At 41.6% G+C, this 19,310-nt stretch carries 23 protein-coding genes; 2 read left to right on the top strand and 21 right to left on the bottom strand.

Annotated features, from left to right (window positions below):
- Position 1: 1 nt before the first annotated feature.
- From R8389_RS01115 to rsmG, 8 genes are all read right to left on the bottom strand, one after another.
- On the bottom strand, positions 2-1,726 hold the full coding sequence (locus R8389_RS01115; protein ID WP_317637682.1) for an ABC transporter ATP-binding protein: 1,725 nt from the start codon (positions 1,724-1,726) through the stop codon (positions 2-4).
- A 146-nt stretch (positions 1,727-1,872) separates the two neighbouring features.
- Positions 1,873-2,655 carry a DUF1129 family protein gene (locus R8389_RS01110; RefSeq protein ID WP_317637681.1) on the bottom strand — a complete coding sequence of 261 codons (783 nt, stop codon included), beginning with the start codon at positions 2,653-2,655 and terminating at the stop codon, positions 1,873-1,875.
- 9 nt (positions 2,656-2,664) lie between these two features.
- Positions 2,665-3,765 (bottom strand): redox-regulated ATPase YchF, encoded by a 1,101-nt coding sequence (ychF, locus tag R8389_RS01105; RefSeq protein ID WP_317637680.1) that lies wholly within the window; start codon positions 3,763-3,765, stop codon positions 2,665-2,667.
- Between the two features lie 26 nt (positions 3,766-3,791).
- Positions 3,792-4,067 carry a DUF951 domain-containing protein gene (locus R8389_RS01100; RefSeq protein WP_317637679.1) on the bottom strand — a complete coding sequence of 92 codons (276 nt, stop codon included), beginning with the start codon at positions 4,065-4,067 and terminating at the stop codon, positions 3,792-3,794.
- Positions 4,060-4,947 (bottom strand): ParB/RepB/Spo0J family partition protein, encoded by an 888-nt coding sequence (locus R8389_RS01095; RefSeq protein ID WP_317637678.1) that lies wholly within the window; start codon positions 4,945-4,947, stop codon positions 4,060-4,062. The genes R8389_RS01100 and R8389_RS01095 overlap by 8 nt, the downstream gene beginning before the upstream one ends.
- On the bottom strand, positions 4,925-5,704 hold the full coding sequence (locus tag R8389_RS01090) for a ParA family protein (RefSeq protein ID WP_317637677.1): 780 nt from the start codon (positions 5,702-5,704) through the stop codon (positions 4,925-4,927). The genes R8389_RS01095 and R8389_RS01090 overlap by 23 nt, the downstream gene beginning before the upstream one ends.
- Positions 5,705-5,719: 15 nt before the next feature.
- A complete protein-coding gene (gene noc, locus R8389_RS01085; protein WP_317637676.1) occupies positions 5,720-6,562 on the bottom strand; it encodes a nucleoid occlusion protein in 843 nt (280 codons plus the stop codon).
- Positions 6,563-6,580: 18 nt separating this feature from the next.
- The gene (rsmG, locus tag R8389_RS01080) at positions 6,581-7,303 is read right to left on the bottom strand and encodes a 16S rRNA (guanine(527)-N(7))-methyltransferase RsmG (RefSeq protein ID WP_317637675.1); all 723 of its coding nucleotides are present in this window, start codon (positions 7,301-7,303) and stop codon (positions 6,581-6,583) included.
- 157 nt (positions 7,304-7,460) lie between these two features.
- Here rsmG and R8389_RS01075 point away from each other — a divergent pair, with 157 nt between their 5' ends.
- The gene (locus R8389_RS01075; protein ID WP_317637674.1) at positions 7,461-7,994 is read left to right on the top strand and encodes a CvpA family protein; all 534 of its coding nucleotides are present in this window, start codon (positions 7,461-7,463) and stop codon (positions 7,992-7,994) included.
- A gap of 102 nt (positions 7,995-8,096) precedes the next feature.
- The gene (locus R8389_RS01070) at positions 8,097-9,035 is read left to right on the top strand and encodes a C39 family peptidase (protein WP_317637673.1); all 939 of its coding nucleotides are present in this window, start codon (positions 8,097-8,099) and stop codon (positions 9,033-9,035) included.
- Between the two features lie 396 nt (positions 9,036-9,431).
- Here R8389_RS01070 and R8389_RS01065 read toward each other — a convergent pair whose 3' ends face one another.
- The 13 genes from R8389_RS01065 to R8389_RS01005 all read right to left on the bottom strand — a co-directional run bounded on the left by R8389_RS01065 (position 9,432) and on the right by R8389_RS01005 (position 19,298).
- Positions 9,432-9,806, bottom strand: a complete 375-nt coding sequence (locus tag R8389_RS01065; protein ID WP_317637672.1) for a hypothetical protein — start codon at positions 9,804-9,806, stop codon at positions 9,432-9,434.
- The gene (locus tag R8389_RS01060; RefSeq protein ID WP_317637671.1) at positions 9,803-10,654 is read right to left on the bottom strand and encodes a thioredoxin family protein; all 852 of its coding nucleotides are present in this window, start codon (positions 10,652-10,654) and stop codon (positions 9,803-9,805) included. Before R8389_RS01060 ends, R8389_RS01065 begins: the two co-directional genes overlap by 4 nt.
- 5 nt (positions 10,655-10,659) lie before the next feature.
- Complete coding sequence (locus R8389_RS01055; RefSeq protein ID WP_317637670.1) at positions 10,660-11,175, bottom strand: hypothetical protein; 516 nt, start codon at positions 11,173-11,175, stop codon at positions 10,660-10,662.
- A gap of 713 nt (positions 11,176-11,888) precedes the next feature.
- Positions 11,889-12,812, bottom strand: a complete 924-nt coding sequence (locus tag R8389_RS01050) for an FAD:protein FMN transferase (RefSeq protein ID WP_317637669.1) — start codon at positions 12,810-12,812, stop codon at positions 11,889-11,891.
- A 12-nt stretch (positions 12,813-12,824) separates the two neighbouring features.
- Positions 12,825-13,616: a tyrosine-protein phosphatase gene (locus tag R8389_RS01045; RefSeq protein WP_317637668.1), complete on the bottom strand. Its 792-nt coding sequence runs from the start codon at positions 13,614-13,616 to the stop codon at positions 12,825-12,827.
- Positions 13,617-13,700: 84 nt separating this feature from the next.
- The gene (locus R8389_RS01040; protein WP_317637667.1) at positions 13,701-14,249 is read right to left on the bottom strand and encodes an NADPH-dependent FMN reductase; all 549 of its coding nucleotides are present in this window, start codon (positions 14,247-14,249) and stop codon (positions 13,701-13,703) included.
- Positions 14,250-14,261: 12 nt separating this feature from the next.
- Positions 14,262-14,801: an NADPH-dependent FMN reductase gene (locus R8389_RS01035; RefSeq protein WP_317637666.1), complete on the bottom strand. Its 540-nt coding sequence runs from the start codon at positions 14,799-14,801 to the stop codon at positions 14,262-14,264.
- A gap of 143 nt (positions 14,802-14,944) precedes the next feature.
- Positions 14,945-15,556, bottom strand: coding sequence for a TetR/AcrR family transcriptional regulator (locus R8389_RS01030; RefSeq protein ID WP_317637665.1), 612 nt, complete (start codon positions 15,554-15,556; stop codon positions 14,945-14,947).
- A gap of 89 nt (positions 15,557-15,645) precedes the next feature.
- Positions 15,646-15,867: a hypothetical protein gene (locus R8389_RS01025; protein ID WP_317637664.1), complete on the bottom strand. Its 222-nt coding sequence runs from the start codon at positions 15,865-15,867 to the stop codon at positions 15,646-15,648.
- Between the two features lie 431 nt (positions 15,868-16,298).
- A complete protein-coding gene (locus tag R8389_RS01020) occupies positions 16,299-16,973 on the bottom strand; it encodes an ABC transporter ATP-binding protein (protein ID WP_317637663.1) in 675 nt (224 codons plus the stop codon).
- A 1-nt stretch (position 16,974) separates the two neighbouring features.
- Positions 16,975-18,036, bottom strand: coding sequence for an ABC transporter permease (locus R8389_RS01015; RefSeq protein ID WP_317637662.1), 1,062 nt, complete (start codon positions 18,034-18,036; stop codon positions 16,975-16,977).
- On the bottom strand, positions 18,036-18,578 hold the full coding sequence (locus tag R8389_RS01010; RefSeq protein WP_317637661.1) for a TetR/AcrR family transcriptional regulator: 543 nt from the start codon (positions 18,576-18,578) through the stop codon (positions 18,036-18,038). Before R8389_RS01010 ends, R8389_RS01015 begins: the two co-directional genes overlap by 1 nt.
- A 120-nt stretch (positions 18,579-18,698) precedes the next feature.
- Positions 18,699-19,298, bottom strand: a complete 600-nt coding sequence (locus R8389_RS01005) for a histidine phosphatase family protein (protein WP_317637660.1) — start codon at positions 19,296-19,298, stop codon at positions 18,699-18,701.
- Between the last annotated feature and the right edge of the window lie 12 nt (positions 19,299-19,310).

Genomic DNA, 19,310 nt, shown 5'->3' with positions numbered 1-19,310 from the left:
CCTACTTCTTCTGCTCTTCTTGGAACTTGGCAATTGAACTGTACAAATCATTACGCTTCATCAATTCATCATGCGTACCAACATCCTGAATCTTACCCTCATCCATAACAACGATGCGATCAGCATCCTTAATCGAAACAATTCGTTGCGAAATAATAATCTTGGTCGTATCCGGCATGTCCTGGGCAAGAGACTCACGGATTTCTCGTTCAGTGTGAGTATCAACGGCAGAAGTCGAATCATCCAAAATCAAAATTTTCGGGTTCTTGAGCAAAGCGCGAGCAATGGTAATGCGTTGCTTTTGTCCGCCGGAAACGTTCGTTCCGCCCTGTTCAACCATTGTTTCATACTGGTCGGGCATCTCACGAATAAAGTCGTCAGCATGGGCAATCTTAGCAGCGGCAATGACCTGTTCATCAGTCGCATTTTCATTACCCCACTTCAAGTTTTCCTTAATTGTACCGGAAAACAACACATTGTTCTGCAAAACCATCGCCACATTATCACGCAGCGTCTTCAAGTCATAGGACTTAACATTATGACCTGAAACTCTCACTGCCCCAGAATCAGTGTCATAAAGGCGCGGAATCATTGCTACCAGTGTCGACTTGGAAGAACCAGTTCGTCCTATTATTCCCAGCGTTTCTCCTGGCTTAATATTCAAATTAATGTCGCTTAAGGCCAGATTCTTGTCAGCGGGATCATACTTAAAGTTAACATGATCAAAAATCACTTCACCATTAGTAACATGTTCAAGCGGCTTGCGCGGATTCACAATTGATGGCTTTTCAGTAATTACATCAGCAATTCTGTGACCACTAGCGGTCGAAATAACCAATTGCGTGAAGATCATCGCTAAAATGTTCAAACTGTTTAAAACCGAATTTGAATATGAAAACATGGAAATCAACTGACCGGTCTGCAGGCTGCCACCGACGATTTCCTTAGCGCCAAACCAACAAATGGCCAAGTTGGAAATATTCAAGATGGCCATAACAACCATCGCGTTAAGTGACATGATTTTTTGGGCAGTTGAAAACAACTTGTAGATAAAACCCGATGACTTCTTAAACTTGGTCGTTTGGGCATCTTCCTGAACGTAAGTCTTAACCTCACGAATGCCGCGAATGTTCTCACGGACAACCTGATTCATGCGGTCATAACCCTTAAAGATCTTCGGGAAGTAAGGACTGGCAGCCTTAATAATTACCGCCATCAGCAAGACAAAAATAGGAGCCAAAACCACAAAAATCAAAGAAAGACGTGGACTGATAATGAGCGACATAATTACCGAGACAATCAACATCATTGGTGCACGCACCGCAATTCTGATAAGAATTTGGTAGGCCATCTGAACGTTGGAAACATCAGTCGTCATTCTCGTTACTAGACTGGCGCTAGAAAACCGATCGATATTCTCAAAGGAATAATCCTGGACCCGGTAAAACATGTCCTTGCGCAGATTGGCTGCAAAACCTGCAGCAGCGTGAGCCGAAACATAACTGGCAGCAGCACCCAAAACAAGTGAAACGATGGTAATCACCAGCAGAATTAGGCCCGATTTCATAATGTAGGGCATGTCGCCCTTCATAATTCCGTTATCAATCAAAACACCAACCAAATAAGGAATTAACATTTCAATGATAACTTCACCTATAACTAGTAATGGCGACAACAATGATAATTTCTTATACTGCCTAATCGATTTACGCAGTGTGCTAATCATTAAATACCTCTTTCTATGTAAGTCAAATGAAGTTCATTTTACTGTTTGCAATGCTCATAAAAAGGATAAATAAATTTTGTTAAATTTATTTATCCTTTTTAAAATATAGTTATTTAAGTATAACGCTCCTCTTGACAAAAAACACTTTATTTGCTTCTCGACGATGGCGTGAAAACCGAGCCCACAATCTCGTAGTGCCGGCGAAAATACCACCGAATTCCGTAGGCTACAGCCGCAATGACCACGTTAACTGTACCTGGTAAGATGGGATTAATTACCCGCAAGGCTGGCAGTGAGAGAATGCTGAAGCAAGCCAATAAAATCAGGATCATTCCGCCCATGCCCAGCAGTAACTTAGACCAAGGGATTTTTTTATTTTTACTACCAGCTGGTAGAACCCATTCATTGTACTTGGTCATAAAGACACCCATCACGGCCCCAACAATCACCAGAGTCGTAATTCCCATTTGCGGATTTTCCTTGGCATTAGGTTGAAAAAGACCAATTACCCCAAAAATCCCGACAAAGATTGCCACATATAGCAGGGCACTATCAACCGCATACTGCCAGAAAGGAATATCGGCTGCCGTCTTTTTCTTTGGCATTAACAGATCAGCCGCCTTTAGCTTAGGCGACATATTGTAGTAGGTGCTCGCTGGTTGACCGCGGCGTTGGGCGATTAGCAGGTCTGGTAACAGTGCGTCTACTCGGCCAGTGGCCTCTTCAACGCTTAGCTGCCCCTGCTCTTCTAACTCCTTTTGTAAACGAAAAATATAATCGGCATTCTTATTGGACAACTGCTTACGTAAATCAGCAGGCGTCATTTGCCGGATTTCCTCCTCTTGGTTATGACTGGCGACTTTTTCTTTCAGTTTTTCCTGTTTGTTATTATCGACCTTTGCTTCTTGTTCGTTTTTCTGTTCAGCCATTATCTCTCCCTAAACGTTAAACCTAAATTCAATAATGTCGCCGTCTTGAACCTCGTAGTCCTTACCTTCAAGGCGTAATCTGCCGGCTTCCTTGACCTTTTGCATAGTTTCATACTGATCCAAATCTGCAAAGGAAACAACTTCCGCCCGAATAAAGCCACGCTCAAAATCGGAGTGGATGACCCCAGCAACTTGTGGGGCCTTCATCCCTTCGTGGAAGGTCCAAGCCCGGGTCTCCGGTCCACCAGCCGTGAAGAAGGTGCGCAGACCCAAGAGGTGATATGCTGCCCTAATCAACCGATCAAGACCGGATTCGGACACGCCCTCTGCTTCTAAAAACTCTGCTCTCTCGTCGTCATCAAGACCAGCAATCTCTTCTTCAGTAGCTGCCGAAATACCGAGACAGCTAGCATGCTCACTAGCTGCATGCTGTTTGACAATTTGGTAGTATTGGTCACCTTCAGGATCTGCCATTGCCGTTTCTGCAATATTGGCTACATAAATTACTGGCTTAGCCGTCAGTAGAAAGAGCCCGTCGACAATTTTTTGTTCATCCTCAGTAAAGGTAACTGACCTGACCGCCTTGCCTTCCTCTAAAACCGGCCTAATCTTTTCCAAGACGCTGTATTCCGCCTTGGCCTCCTTGTCGTTTTGCTGGGCAATCTTTTTAACCTTATTAATACGGCGGTTAACGGCGTCAAGATCAGCAATCGTCAGTTCCAAGTTGATCGTATTAATATCTTCTTCCGGATCGACCTTACCAGTAACCGAGGTAATATTGTCATCATCAAAGGCACGCACCACATGAATAATCGCATCAGTTTGGCGGATATTTTCGAGGAACTTATTCCCTAGCCCCTCACCCTTGGAGGCACCCTTGACCAAACCTGCAATATCGGTAAATTCAAAGGTCGTATGCACAATTTTTTTGGCCGGAACGAGCGCTTGAATCCGGCTCAAGCGCTGGTCCGGTACCTCAACCATGCCAACATTAGGTTCAATGGTTGCAAATGGATAGTTGGCCATTTCGGCCCCGGCCTTGGTTATTGCATTAAATAAAGTTGACTTACCAACGTTAGGTAAGCCGACAATCCCAGCTGTTAATGACATCTTTATCCTCTTCTTTTCCCTAAAAACTACTCATTAGCTCGTTTTAAACTGGCTTGCACAATATTTTCCTTGCCAACGTAAAACTCATTTTTACCGTTAACTGGATCATCGGCCTTAGTCAGTATTTTTTTAAAATTGTGGGTGAACTTAGCCCGCGGCATCATTACAATTCGGCCACAGCCCATACACTTCAACCGAATATCAGCACCAAGACGTAAGACTTCCCAGTTGTTAGTCTTGCAGGCGTGTGGTTTTTTCATCAAGACGGTATCCGCAAGACCATACACTATGTCCCTATTCATCGAGATCAACACCCATGATATCAAGTATGCGGTTCAATTCGTCAACCGAAGAGAAGCTGACCGAAAGGCGGCCGCTACCGGTTTTATTTTCTGAGATATTAACGCTTGAACCTAGTTTATCAGCTAATTGGTGTTCGCTAGCACGAATAAAAGCAGACTTGTGTGTGCTCTTTTTCTGTGGCTTCTTGGAATTAAGACTAGCTACCAGTGCTTCGACTTTACGCACCGGCATTCCTTCCTTAACCACCTGCTTAGCCACATCATCAATTTTGTCCTTGTTCTTCAGACCTAACAAAGTTCTAGCCTGTCCCATCGACAATTCACCATGTTGCAAAAGGTGCTTGGTTTTACTTGGCAAAGTGAGCAGGCGCAAGTAGTTAGCAATGTATGGCCGCGACTTACCCATCCGCTTAGAAACTTCCTCCTGGGTCAAGCCTAAATTCTTTTGCAGCATCTCATAAGCCTGCGCCTCTTCTAGCGGAGTCAAGTCTTCACGTTGCAAGTTTTCTAGCACCGCGATCTCCATCATTTGGCTTTCGCTAAAATCGCGCACAATTGCAGGCACCGTAGTTTTTTGAGCCATTCTGGAGGCTCGGTAACGCCGCTCACCCGCAATAATTTCGTAGCCATTAACCGACTTACGTACAATTATCGGCTGAAAGACCCCATTTTCCTTAATTGAGTCGGATAATTCTTTGAGTGCCTTATCATCAAAAGTTTTTCGGGGCTGATAGGGATTGGGGCGGATATCATCGAGGGCAAGGTCCTGAATTTCTTCTTCAGCTTCTTCAACCTGTGGTTCATCCTCAAAGAGAGCTTCAATGCCTCGTCCTAAGCCACCCTTTTTCTTTGTGTCATTACTTCTTGAGTCTCTTGCCATGGTTCTTCAATACCTCCTTAGCCAAATCATCGTATACTTCAGCACCACGTGAATTGGGTGCATATTCGGTAATCGTCTCGCCATAACTTGGCGCTTCGGCGAGTTTAGTGATGCGCGGAATGATGGTCTTGTAAACCTTGTTAGGAAAGTATGACCGCACTTCCTTAACTACTTCAGCACCCAGATTTGTGCGTGCATCTAGCATGGTCATTAAGACCCCTTCAACGCCCAGATCCTTGTTAAAGTGCTTTTGGACCAAACGAATGGTATTGAGCAGCTGGCTCAAACCCTCCATAGCATAATACTCACTTTGAACTGGAATCAAAATCGCATCTGAAGCAGTAAAGGCATTGATTGATAACTGGCCTAGGGAAGGTGGACAGTCAATAAAGATAAAGTCATAATCTGTGCTGACCGTATCAAGGGCCGACTTAAGTCGCGTTTCACGGGCCATCATGCTAATTAATTCCGTTTCCGCCCCCGACAAGTTAATCGTTGCCGGAACTAGGTCCAATCGGTTAGTTGTGGTGTGAAAAATCGTATCTTTCAGTGGCACACTATCAATTAAAACACTATAGACGTCCTGATTAATCTCTGCCTTTTCAATTCCTAGTCCCGAAGTTGCATTACCTTGTGGGTCAATATCAACAATTAGTACGCGGTAGCCGCGATTAGCAATCGACGCGGCCAAGTTAATAGTGGTCGTTGTCTTTCCGACACCGCCTTTTTGGTTAGCAACCGAAATTACATTTACCATATTCTCCATGCCTTCCTACTTTCTCTTTAGTTCAATTGTGATGGTATAGTCATCTGAACTATTATTCTCTTTCACTTTGACCTTAATTCCTGATTCTTTGGCTAGTTCAACAGCCCGCTTAATGGTGTTGATTTGAACTTTTAAGTCCTTGGGAATGCGATTGACCGCCCGTTTAGTGCGATCTTTAGGTTTTGTTGCTGCTGCTTCTTGTTCTGCAAAATAGCCATCAATGTCCTTAACGATCTTTTCGGTATCATTGACATTCAGATTATTAGCTAGAATTTCATCCAAAACGCGCCCCTGGTCTTTCTCACTTAAGCCAACCAGACAGCGTCCGTGCCGCGCTGAAATCTCTCCGCTTGCTAGATAACTTTGTACCTTAGGCGTTAACTTTAGCAGTCGTAACTTATTGGCCACATATGACTGCGACTTGCCGATGTTTTGCGCCAACGCAGTCTGTGTCAAATTATTCAACTTCATCAAATTGTTATAGGCCTGCGCTTCATCAATTGGGTTAAGGTTTTCCCGTTGCAGGTTTTCAATTAGCGCTAGTGAGGCCGCCTGACTATCATTCATGTTGTTAATGATTGCCGGAATTCGTGGCCAGGCTAAGTGTTGGACGGCACGGAAGCGGCGTTCACCAGCAATAATTTCGTAATTCTCGCCCTTTTCGCGAACCACAATCGGTTGCAAGAGCCCTTCCTTGTCAATCGTCGACGCTAACTCACGGATTGATTCATCTGAGAATACCCGCCGCGGCTGATAAGTATTGGGCTTGATCTTGCTCAGTTCAAGTTCTTTAATTTGTTTATCTTGAGGAATTTCTTCATGGTGCCGTAAAGAAGAAAATAATGACATATTGCTTCTCCTTCTGTATTAATGAATCGGTTTACGGTGTGGCGTTCCTGCTTGCCGGGGGTACTTCTTCGGTGTCGGCTTAACTTTTCGGATTAAAATCAAAGTTCGCTCCTCCTCACTGCCGGGTAAACGTAATTCCTCCTGCTGTCGCATTTGTCCACCTAACACGGTAATTGCCTTTTGCGCTTCAGTTAATTCACTGGCCGCCTTCGGTCCTTTAAGGGCCAACAGATTGCCCTTTAGCTTAACTAACGGTAAACAATATTCACTTAAAACCGCCATGTTAGCTACTGCGCGCGCCGTCACCAGATCAAACTGTTCACGGTAGGTCGGATTTTGACCAACATCTTCAGCACGGCCATGAACTAGCTTGACATCGGTTAACCCTAGTTGGTCAACCAGGTCCTGTAAAAAGTGCAGTCGCTTGCCCAATGAATCAACAATAGTTACCTTAAGATCTGGCCGCAATAATTTAAGCGGAATTGATGGAAAGCCAGCACCAGCACCAACATCACATAGCGTACTGTCAGGTTCAAAGACTGACCCAAAGGTGAATAGCGGTGTGAGGCTATCAAAAAAATGCTTGAGGTAAACATCGTCCTTAGCCGTTATCCGCGTGAGGTTAACCTGCTTGTTGGCCAGCAAGAGACTGGTAAAGTATTGGTTAAATTGCTTGATTTGTGGTTCAGATAACTTAAAATTACGCTTTGACAATTCTTGGACAAAATCTTCAGGATTCATTTTTCACCCGTGAAACCTTGTTTCACACTCTTTCAATTTAACGCTAAAAATGGCTTATTGTAAAGCCATTACATCTCTTTAATTATGAAATATTTTTTGACTGCCGTCAAAGTCTAAATATCCAAAATACGCTATAATATCGTCAAAGGAGAAAAACATGATTGTTACGTTAATTGTCATCGCCTACCTGACCTTAAAAACTTATCGAGGTTACCAAACAGGTTTTACCAGACTAATTACCAATTTGATTTTTGCAGCAATTATTTTCATTGCTGCCATCCTCTTCCAAAATCCGGTCGGTAACTTTCTTTATAGCCAAGTAACTGGCCAAGACGTCCAGACAACACTGCCATCGGGCACCAATTTAATGATTTTCCGTTTTTTAGCTTTCTTCGTTATTTTATTTTTAGGTAAAATGATTAGCAAAATCTTTAAGAGTTGGCTGCCCGCCCGCAAGCCGCGCTCCAGCTTTGGGACTATTTTGGATGGAACTTTAGGTGCTATTGTCGCCTTTTTTGCCAGCTACTTCTTCGTCTACATCATCCTGTCGATGCTCAATGCTTTAGAAAACGCCTGGTTCATCCAACAGACACTAGATTCTTCCTTCTTGCGTTTCATCATTTACAGCACTCCGGGCCTGTCTAACGGCGTTTTCAACAGTATCTTCAGTATCAGCCGGACTGCTGCTTAAGAATTAACCTTAACTGAACAATTATTTAAATTCGTTATTTTTTCTTTTTTGTAGTAAACTAGCCTCGTAATGAATACAGTCTAAGCAACTGAGGAGGAAAAAGTGGAGAAAAAAAACGTTTTTAAAAAAATTATTATACTAGGGACCGCTTTAGTACTAGGGTTATCAGCTAGCACCGCAAGTGTGGTCAAAGCTGATACTAATAATTCCGGCGCCGCTGGAACGCAGCAAGTCCTGCCGCAAGCCCAAAAAGTCAAAACTTTTCAAGTAGCTATTGTCAAAAAGAATTACGGCATTTATCAGGGCTTCTTTGCCAGTAAAAAAACCAGCCAAGACTACTTCCACCAAACCTTCAACGTTAACCGCACCTTCACTTACAATGGTAAAAAATATTACTGGATTAACAAAAAGGGCAGTCCGGCCATTGGCTATCTCAACAAAAATGCGGTAGCTACCCCTAACCAGGCAAAGTTAGTTGATACCCCTTACGTTAGCCAGTATGCACCAGTTAAGGCGCCATGGGGCTGTGCCGGGGCAGCAATGGCAATGCTGCTAGGATCGCAGGGCCAAAAAATCACGACTGGTTTGCTTCAGAATATTCAAAACCACCTGCCAATGCAGCCAACTAAAGGCGGGCAGAAGGGCAATGTATACACCGGCATCGGTTTTGGCTACGTGATTAGCCCCGGCGCCCTCGCTAAATATGCTCGGACTTATCCGCAGGGGAAGAATATTATCAACGTCTCTAGCAAAAAGCTGACTGTCAATGACTTGAAGATGTATGTTCAAGGCGGTAAACCCGTTTTGTACTATGGCTTTTCTTCTTATCAAAAAGCCGGTGACAACCAGCGCAACCACTGCAAGGTAATCACTGGTTACAAGCAGGGTAAGTTCCTGGTCTATGACCCACTCTACTATTCCCGTAATGACGGGGCTGGAACTGGTGGCAAAAACATGAAATACGACCACGGCGCTATTGCCTGGGTAGCAAAAGCGACTATTCAAAAAGAATTCTGCCACAAAGCACTAACTATTAAATAAAGTTTTAAAATAAAATAACTCCCAAATGAAGCTAGCCCGTAAAGTTGGACGTTAACATTATTTCATTTTCGCTAAGGCCGTATTTCAATGTTCAATCGATGTGCGGTCTTTTAATGTATGTCTGTCTTTAGTTTTTTGAGCTTCTTTTCCATAGCTGCCTACAAGATCTTCTGATTGGGATGGGTATTCAGACCTTCATAATGTGAAAAAGACTTTCACCAACCAAATATCGTGGTAGATAGCAACCAATTATTTGGGTCACAGAGTTAATGCTGGAGCTTCTTTAATCCAAGTTAAGCGCTCGTGATTTTTATTCGACAATAAATTTAACCATCGTAAAACCCTCTAGATTGATTAGGATCCAATCTAGAGGGCTGGCTTTAACTCAATAAGCCTTTATACTTTCCTATTCATTATGTTCTTAAAATCAACTTGTTGGATCAAGCAGTCAAATAGTATTACAAAGATTATATTTAGTAAAATAATAAATAATATCAATAAAGGATTGTTTTGTTGCTTATCAGTCAAATTTATCAAGTAGGTGATTTCAAAAGCAATAGCTGGGCCTTGCAATATCAAACAATATAGCAAATCATTACCTATTTGCTTAATTAAATTATCTTCTTTTATCACAAGCCAAGCCGTTGCTATTATTGATATCAAATAGCCATTAATCGCCCATATTAAATATTCGTATGGCCCTTGTTTATAAAAAGATATCCAGATCGGACTTGCTAATATCAAAACAGCTCTTATTACTTTGTTTTTCATTTGTCTTTATCCGTTAAGCCTTGCTTTTTTAGCCAAGAAAGAGCAATTTCAGGACTATAACCATTACTGATGGACCAGGAGGAAGAAGAAAAATATTTTCCTCTTCTATATGATATAAAAGCCGGAATACCAGCAATTTTATTGTCTTTTTTAAAATTTTGCCATTCAAGCTTTGAATTAAAAAGATACTTTGTAATGTTTAAATAATAAATCTTGTTTTTATACGAATTAAAATCATATTCTTGTAAGTTACGTTCAAATGATTGGCAATCCTTGCAGGTAGATTTCCCAAGATAAACTATAAAACTACTCTTTTTAGCTCTTAGTAGATCAAAACGCTTTCTACTGATTGGTTTCCAAAATGTGGTAATTGAATTCCTTTTTCTATATTCCGAAAAGTCATCAAGTCTTATTTTCTTCAATAGTGAAATACTAGCGTACCCTTCATGCCTATAAACAACTTTTCCTTTATAAATCTTCAAAATTGTTGGAGTATATTGTATGTTTAGTTTCTTGAAGCTTTTATTGTCAATATTTTCAGTTTTATCCAAATTTACAAGATACAACTTTTTGATATAATTTGTTGTTTTTAAATCTTTTAATTCTTTTTGACATGGTGGACAGGAAGTCTCATAAAACATAACAGTAAAAGTAGCTTTTTTATTCAACATAGAGGTTAACTGATTCATAGACAATTTATTATTTGTGTGAAAACTTGCAGCACTTTTAGGAATTGTACTTTTAGAACCAAAGCTACTTTTTTGCGGTCTAAAATAGAAAACCATCACAATTAAAAGTGACATAACAGCAAATATAAATAATAAAATTTTTTTATTGTTAATCTTCATTGTTTTTATTGCATTTGCATTGGACAAACATTTGCACGGTACGTCCGACCTTCAATACAAGTTTTTCCCTTTGGAACATAACAACCAATTGATAATACTGTATTACAAAATGCCGAGGCCACTTTACCACTCTTAGGAATCTTATCATAAAGAATAACACCTGCAGTTATAGCCGGACAAATCCATCTATTTATAAATCTCTCACAGCCTGGTTTATTTTTACCACCATATTTTTTATACTTTGTACACGTAAATACTGAACATGAGACTGATATCCTAGGCGCTAATTTATTATCATTTTCAGAACTATTAACTTGATTACTGTTTTCAGGGGCATTGACTTGGTCAGTAGCATTGACAACCGTCTTTTTTACATCTTTATTTAAATCTTGAGCAATTTTTACGGCTTTAGTATTTAGACTTTTTGTTGGTACCTTAGCAGATACATTATTAGTAAAGTCTGTGACTTTAACTTGTCCTTTTTTAGCAGCTGAAGTTGAGTAGTCAAATAGTGTAACCATAGTTATTTTATGATCCACCAAATCATACATAGCTACTAGTGGAGAATCTAGATTAGCTGTAACAGTTCCAGATACTTGATTCTTTTTAAATTTTTTGGTAGTAGCTGTTTTGGCAGAGAAAACTAGTGCCTCACCATTTTGTTTTCCATTTTCATCATAGAAAGGCTTAGTATATTCTGGTTCACTACTTTTTAAAATTTTTTAACTTTTTATATTCTTTACTCTCAAAAAAAGCTTTTTTCGCTTGTTCATCAATTGGAATATCATTTGACGCATTCACCTCATTTGCTGATGACAATACAGGCTGAATAATTGATAATAAAAGTACATATAAAAGAAAAATCACACTTTTTTATAACTTAACAAATTCATGATAACAACTCCTATTCATTAAACAAAATTTTATATTTCATTTACAATAAATTTTTTCATCAATAATGTAAACGCTTTTTTATTTAATATTAATTATTTTGATATTTATAGTATGATAATACGTTACAAAAAGCTACATTCGATACCTTGCGTAAATGATTGACACTGATTTCTAATAATTTTCACTAACAAAGTATTTAAAAGGTTCAACTCCTGTTTTAGTTATCTAGCCATGCGCCCATGATAATCATCAGTTTTTTGCCAATCCTAGTTCAACTTTTTCAACTACTAAAAAAGACCAGCTCGGCTCATCCCGCCCAGCTAGCCTTCACTAATAGCCTTTAAAAGTTATCGTATTCAACGTGTTCATCATTATAAACAAAAACGGCACCAATGCGATCAGGATCATCATGCCACTGGGGCAGCGGATGTCCCGCAAAAAAGAGACGTTTGCACTCAATCTCGGCCTCAACTGAATCCTTGGTAAAGGTGGTTACACCCGCTAAGTCAGTTTCTACTGGGTAACCAGTACGCGGGTCGATCAGGTGGTGGTACTTGTGCCCATCAACAACCAGATAACGTTCATACGTTCCACTGGTAACGGCAGAACATTGCGGCACCATCACGGACGCAATGTTTTTGCCGCGCGGTTCTTTAGGGTCTTGCACACCAATTGTCCACTGGCCACTTGCTCTTTTAGGTGAATCCCCTACTAGCAAAATATTGCCGCCTAAGTTGATAATGCCTGCGTGCACACCATAAGCCTGCCAAAGGTCACGGATCCGGTCGGCAATCCAACCCTTGGCGATACCGCCCAGATCAAGTTCCATCCCCGGTTCTTGCAAGCAGACCGACTGGTTTTGATCGTTTAACTCAACCTTGAAGGGGTCAATGAGCTGCATCTTTTCCTTGACTTGTGCGGCTGTAGGTACATGGGCATTTTTAAAGCCAATTGACCACAACTTAACGACGGGACCAATTAACGCGTTAAAGCCGAAGTTGGCTCGGCTCTCATTCACCGCTAACTTAACTAGGTCGTAGGTGCCACTCGAAACTTGCACCGCCTTTTTTCCGGCTGCATGGTTGATGCTCATTACCTCGGACTTATCCCGATTGACCGTCAAGAGGTCTTCGTAATGATCAATTAAGTCAAAAGACTGGTCGATGATTTTTTGATCGCGCGCACCAAAGATCTGCAGGGTAATATCCGTACCCAGAGCGTGGTGCTGGCCGCTTTTTTGCTCTAATGCTAAATTTTCAATCATTTCCGTTTATTCCTACTTCTCCAAATAATTGGCTCTTAGTTCTTCCTGAACTTGCTCACTAAGCTGCAACTGATTAACAATATACGTGTCAAGTCCACCAAAGTTCTCATTGATAGTAATCAGACTGGTATCTAAGAAGACGTTCGCTACTGACCCCAAAACCCGCATATTGGCGCGGAAGCGGTCGTTTTCGCCAGCCTGCTTGAACTTTTGATCACGTCCTGCCCGGTAGTCATTGAGCATCCAGTTGGAATAAAGGTAGTCTCGCCTAATCTCTTCCCTCTCCACGCCCAAAATATGTAAAAGCATGACGGTCACTAGACCCGTGCGATCCTTACCTTCTGAACAGTGGTAAAGAGTTGCCCCGCTATTCGTTTGGGCTAGCAAGTTAATAATGCGATGCATATTTTCCTGAGACGCTTCAGCAATAATGTGTTGGCGATAACGCTGACACATCATCTGCAAACCGGCATACTGGTCACGGCGATACTCGGCAAATTCAGCACTCACGTCCAGTCCATTACCCCCCGTATTATCTTCGACTGACAAAGGATAGGCATAGTGGTCAACTCCCGCTAGCGCCTTATCTGGATTTTGGCGGCATTCTGCGGGAGAACGCAGGTCAATAATCTTGGTCAAGCCGTAATTAAGCAAATAGCGCTCGTCTTCAGGGCTTATTCTGCTGATATTCCCGGTCCGCAACAAGCGGTGCAGCTTGATTTTGCGGCCATTAAGGCCGCGGTAGCCACCTAGATCACGTGGGTTGCGAACAGACTTCACTGGTAAAACAAGAGGGTCACTCATGCCAAGATCCTTTCTAAAACAAAAATAGCCGGACAGTTCTCCTATCCGGCTATTTTACTCTCTGCTAGTCAAACTAGCAAAAATTTATTTGTTTGCTTGCTCAACAAATTTAATGAAAGCATCCATCAAACCATCTATCTGCTTGATCGTTGCATTATCGGTCAACTCACCAGTTTCCTTATTGAACTTAGCTGGAGCTTGACCAATCAAAACTTCGTTGCCTGGCAAAACGTTTGCGCTCATATCAGGTGAAAGTAAAATTTCACGAATATCTTCTTGCGCACGGCTAGAACCTTGGCCGCCAAATGACGCACCAAGAACAGCAACTGGCTTCATCTTCATCACATTTGGACCAGCGTGTGAACCAAGCCATTCAAGACTACTCTTCAGGGCAGCTGGAACAGTGTGGTCATATTCTGGGATCGTAATAACGATGCCGTCAGCACTCTTAATGTCTTCAATCCAAGCCTTAATTGAGTCATCAGCCATTTCCGTTCTGCAGAAAGGTGTTAACTGATCAATTTCTTTTACTTCAATGTCAGCCTTGTCACTGTAATGCTTAGCAATAAATTGCGCTAAGAAACGATTATATGAGAAAGGTGCATTTGTACCAACAATTGCTAATAATTTCATTCTTGGTCCTCCTTACTTAGTAACTTGTGCATACCACTCGTCAACTTCATCGAAGAAGTGGCCCAAGAATTCAATCGTTGACTTGTCCTTCAAGTCACCATTGTCATCAAATTGTGCCGGTGCGGTACCCATCATAAACTCATCACCATTAAAGACTACAGCACCAAAACCAGGAGCAGTCAACAGACTCTTCAAGCGACTTTGGGAACGCGCAGCACCTTGAGGCATTGGTGAAGTTGAAACAAGTGCAACTGGCTTACCCTTAAATGGGTGAATGTCGGATGATAGCCACTCAAGTGCGCTACTCGTTGCACTGGTTACTGAGTGTTGTTGTTCTGGTGAACCAATCAACACCAAGTCCGCATCCTCAATCTCTTGTGCCAGAGTTTGGACAGCTGCAGGAATGCTTTCACCTTCTTTAAACATGGGAATACCTTTAACAGTAGCCAGTTTAAAGTCATACTTAGCAGCGAAATGCTTAGTAATATACTTAAGCAACGCTTCGTTAAATGAATTATTGGCATTTGAGCCAGATAATGCAAGGATTTTCATAAAAAACCACCTTTCGGAAAACTAATTTCTAACTTGATTATAGCATCATTCCGAGCCTTCTGACATAAACTTGCTTTTTATCCATCTTGATAATTAAATATACAAAAGCGGGCGGCATATCCCGCCCGCTTCTACGCGTTTTTTTAGTTTTTGCTCTTTCCAGTAACATTATCAAAAATAGAAACTTTACCAGTTTTACTCAGCCAATCATTCAAAATGGCATCGTTAATTTGGGCAGTCAAGACATTAACAATTTGTGTCTGTGAAAAGGTAGCAATGCGATTAACAATCAAAGAGGCAATACCGATGGCGGTAATCCAGTTGGCAGTGACAATACTTTTGATTTTTTCGTCACTGTAATCGGTGTCCTGATATTGCTCCTTAAACTTTTCAATTCCCAACGTAATTAAGGTGTCTGAAATAATTTCGCTACCCAATTTCCCATCAACAAACATTGCCCGGAACAAGTTCTCGTGCTCCTGGGCAAATTCAATATAGGATAAGTCAATATCAATTAACGGTTTGTCAGTATATTTCTTTTGCAGGATATTATTCTTTAAATTATCTGCGATTTTGCGCAAAACCTCCTTGCGCAATTCATGCATGTTGTTAAATTCAAGATATAAGGGCTGGGTCGAAAAATGCCCCACTTTAGCAATGTTGCGGGCCGTAAGACTTTCAACCCCATCCTTGACGACCATTTTGTAGGCAATGTTTAAAATCTTGTTTCTTCCTATTTCTTTTCTTCTCGCCATGTCAAATCCCTATCTGTCATTTCACTTATTAATTCTTGCTTTGACCAAGCACAAAAACTAACATCATTAGACAACAGTTGCAGTACTGCTTATGCATTACTGTCTAAAAACTCATCATAATATGATGAAACCATGTCACTTACCTCATCCTTGCTCAAGCCTTGCGCCGCACAGTAGGAAAAGAACGCCGCAGACAAGATATAGCCGCGTTCGCGATCATCAGTTAAATCATCGGAAAAGTTGATATTGATCCGTTGATTTTGATAATCCGTTGACAATTCAATAGTTTTATCCTTAGGAAGTTCATTCATTACTTATACTCCATCTTCAAAATTAGTTGGATATCCTTTGCGTCTAGCCGAGCTAACCTTCATAGAGCCACTGACTGCACTAGCAAATCCGCATTACACTAACGGTTATTTTTATCACTTTAACTAGACCAGACTTAAACCACAAATGTGGCCAAGACCCCGGTTATTAAATCAAAAAATAACAATTATTATCTAGTGTTAGGATAGTAAATTTTAAGTCCCTTTGTCAAGACCCAAACACTTTTCAGCCCTTGAAAATCATTATTAGTTTTGCCTTTAAAGTGCGACTGTCAATGACTGTATCAACTTTTTAAGCCACTTTTAAAATAACACTTAGCAAGAAAAAACAGCAGTTCTTATTTAATCTTGCTAAGACAAAAATAGACCCTACTGTTTTTTTATTTCTGATTTATTATATATCCATTCAATAATTATCGCTTTTTAGTCATTTTACCATCCATCATTTCATAGATGTGATCTGCATATTGTTCCAGCCGCGGATCATGGGTTACTAGGATAACGACCTTATTATAGTCCTTGGCCAAGTCTTTAAATAACTGCCCCACCTCATCGACATTTTTACTATCCAGCGAGGCCGTAGGCTCATCTGCAAGTAGAATTTCCGGATTAGCATAGAGCGCCCGGGCAATCGCTGCACGTTGCTGCTGGCCGCCTGATAATGCGCTTGGATACTTGTCAACCAAGTTAGTGATGCCGAGCTGCGCAAGCAATTTCTTTAGGGCTGCATCATTAAGATTACCAGTCTTTTTGACGCGTCGCACCAGTTCAAACTGTTCTTCTACAGTCAAAAAAGGCACCAGATTATATGATTGCAGCACAAAACCGATTTCTTGTAGCCGTAGATTATTACTTTCTGCTGGCGAAATTTCAGCAATATTCTTGCCATCAACTTTAACCTGACCGGAGGATGGTTTTTGTAGCGAACCGGCAACCGTTAAGAAGGTGCTTTTTCCCGCTCCAGACGGTCCCATGATTAGAACCACTTCGCCTTCATTAGCTTTAAAGTTAATCTGGTCAAGTGCTACAACCTCAGCCGCACCAGTACCATATTTTTTTTGCACATTTTTTAATTCGAGCACTGCCATTTTATTCTCCTATCGCTTTTGCCGGGTCTACTTTCAAAATTGACCTAATCGGAATCAAACTACCGATAATCCCTGTTAAAAGCATGCCAGCCGTACCACTAACGATGATTTGCGGAGTAAAACTCAGCGGCACCGCGGCCGGAAGCACTTGGGCTGTAACCCACATTGCTAACAGCCCAATCACAACTCCGCACACAACCAGAATAAGTGACTGGCTGACCGTCGCTTTGACGAGGGTTGAACTGGGAATTCCCTGCGCACGCATTACCGCATAGTTGTGCATTTTTTGCATGGTCAAGATGTACAAAAAGACCGCAATAACAATTAATGAAATGACGAAGAGAAAGCCAATCATCAGTTGAAAAGTCATGTTTTGAGCAGTATAACCTGGTAATTTGTTAATAAATTGCTTAATGGGATAGGTCTTGCTGTTTTCGTGATTGTAGTGGTACGCTGGCTGGCGCGAAATAATTGCTGAAGCCCGCAAATCTGGCATTCCCTGCCGCAACTTCTTCCACTTGGTAAGCGTCCCGTAAATAATTGGAGCAATATTGATCTTAGCATTCTTAACAAAACCGGTAATCCGGTAATTTTGCTTCGAACCACTCAATTCAAGTTTGTCGCCCAAGTGATAACCCTTGGTCTGAAAGGCCTGGTCAACTACCACTTCATTGCCACCCTTGGCTTTTCGCCCAGCAATTACTTCTTGCTCTTGATAAATAAACTGACTACGCTTGATACCAATAAATTGGGCTGAAATTTGGGGCCGCTGCTTATCCTTAACCACGACTGGGGTCTGGCCGACTAGCGCCTCATCCTTAGTAAGCTTGGCAGCTTTGAGATCGTCTTTAGAAAGGACTGATTGACTCATGCTGACATTAGCATTCTTGTTTAAAACCACCTGCTTAGCTTGCCATGATTCGATTGCCTGGGTGTTTTCGCTGCCTAGGCCAACCGCAAGTGATGACAAGACGAAAATCAGGTAACTGATTAAAAAAATCATCAGGATGATTAATCCGTAACGCAGTTTTTCTCGTTTTATTTCTTTAATTGCTAAAAACACTAATTTGCTCCCTTTTCTAACAATTCGAGTCCTGCTTTAAACCGTGACAATACTGCCTTCTTTTGCCTTGGATTTTCAAGCACCATGTGGATTGTCGCATGACTGAGCACCATCGCGCTCCAATTTTGCGGACTCAATTCAATCGAGGCGTCATTAGAAAATGGCTTGGCAACTACACTTTCATTGCTGAGGACATGCATCTTAATCAGCTCGGCAAACTTACTGGATTGTGTGTGCTCAATAAATTGCACTACACTTTGGTAGAACAGTTTTGGATCAAAAATTGGCCCGATTTTTAAATGAGCATGAATCTCCTTAAGAGCGCACTGATAGAGGTATTGGTAACTATCCGGCAAATCATCAAAGTACTTGTAAAAAGCCCCGCGAGCAATGCCGGCGTCCTTGACGATCCGAGCAACCTGCGCCTTTTGCAAAGGATAGTTGCTAAATTCTCTCAGTAAGGCCGACTGAACTAACGCTTTCTTTGTCGCGGGCAAGTTAGTAAAAGTCGCTTTTACCATTTTGTTGACACCTTCTTTCATAAAAAGTGACACCGTGTCACCTAGACAAGAATACGTCTGCTTGAAAAAATCGTCAAACAAAAAGTATTCTTAAAATATCAGTGTAAAATAAAAAGGCTCCTGTAGAGCCTTGCAATCGGATCAACTTAACACCCGATTATAATAATTAATTCGCGGCCAGCCATCAAGATATGAAAGCTTGGCCAAAGCACAATTATTAATCGTGTCAAAGTAATCCATATTACCATTGGTAAAATAATGAGCAAACATCATTCGGATCAAAGTGCCATGACAGACCACTAGGATTTTTTGTTTGGGATACTTTGCTTGCAGCTCATTTAGAAAACTGCCACACCGCTCATGCAAATCCTCAAAGGTCGCACCACTGGGGGCATACTTAACGTAATTGGCTGCTGCCTTACCCCACGGGTCAACTGCATCGGGATACTGCTTGCCCAGTTCTGGCAAAAACTCCCCGTCCCATTCACCGAAGTTAAACTCAATTAGTCGCTGATCCTCAATGATCTCCTTTTGACCCTTAACAAAAAGCCGGGCCGTCGTCAGTGCCCTAGTCATCGGACTAGAAAAAACCACTTCGAAACTGGACGGATCGAACTTGGCTGCCGCCTTTTCTGCCTCGACACGCCCTTCTGCATCCAAGTCATGGTCAAACAATGATCCCTGAATACGACCCGTCTTATTCAAATCTGTCTGGCCATGCCGAACAAACACAATTTCCATCTTAACCTCACT

Source organism: Lactobacillus xylocopicola (assembly GCF_033096005.1).
Lineage (GTDB): Bacteria > Bacillota > Bacilli > Lactobacillales > Lactobacillaceae > Lactobacillus > Lactobacillus xylocopicola.
This window is presented reverse-complemented; position numbering and strand designations above follow the sequence as displayed.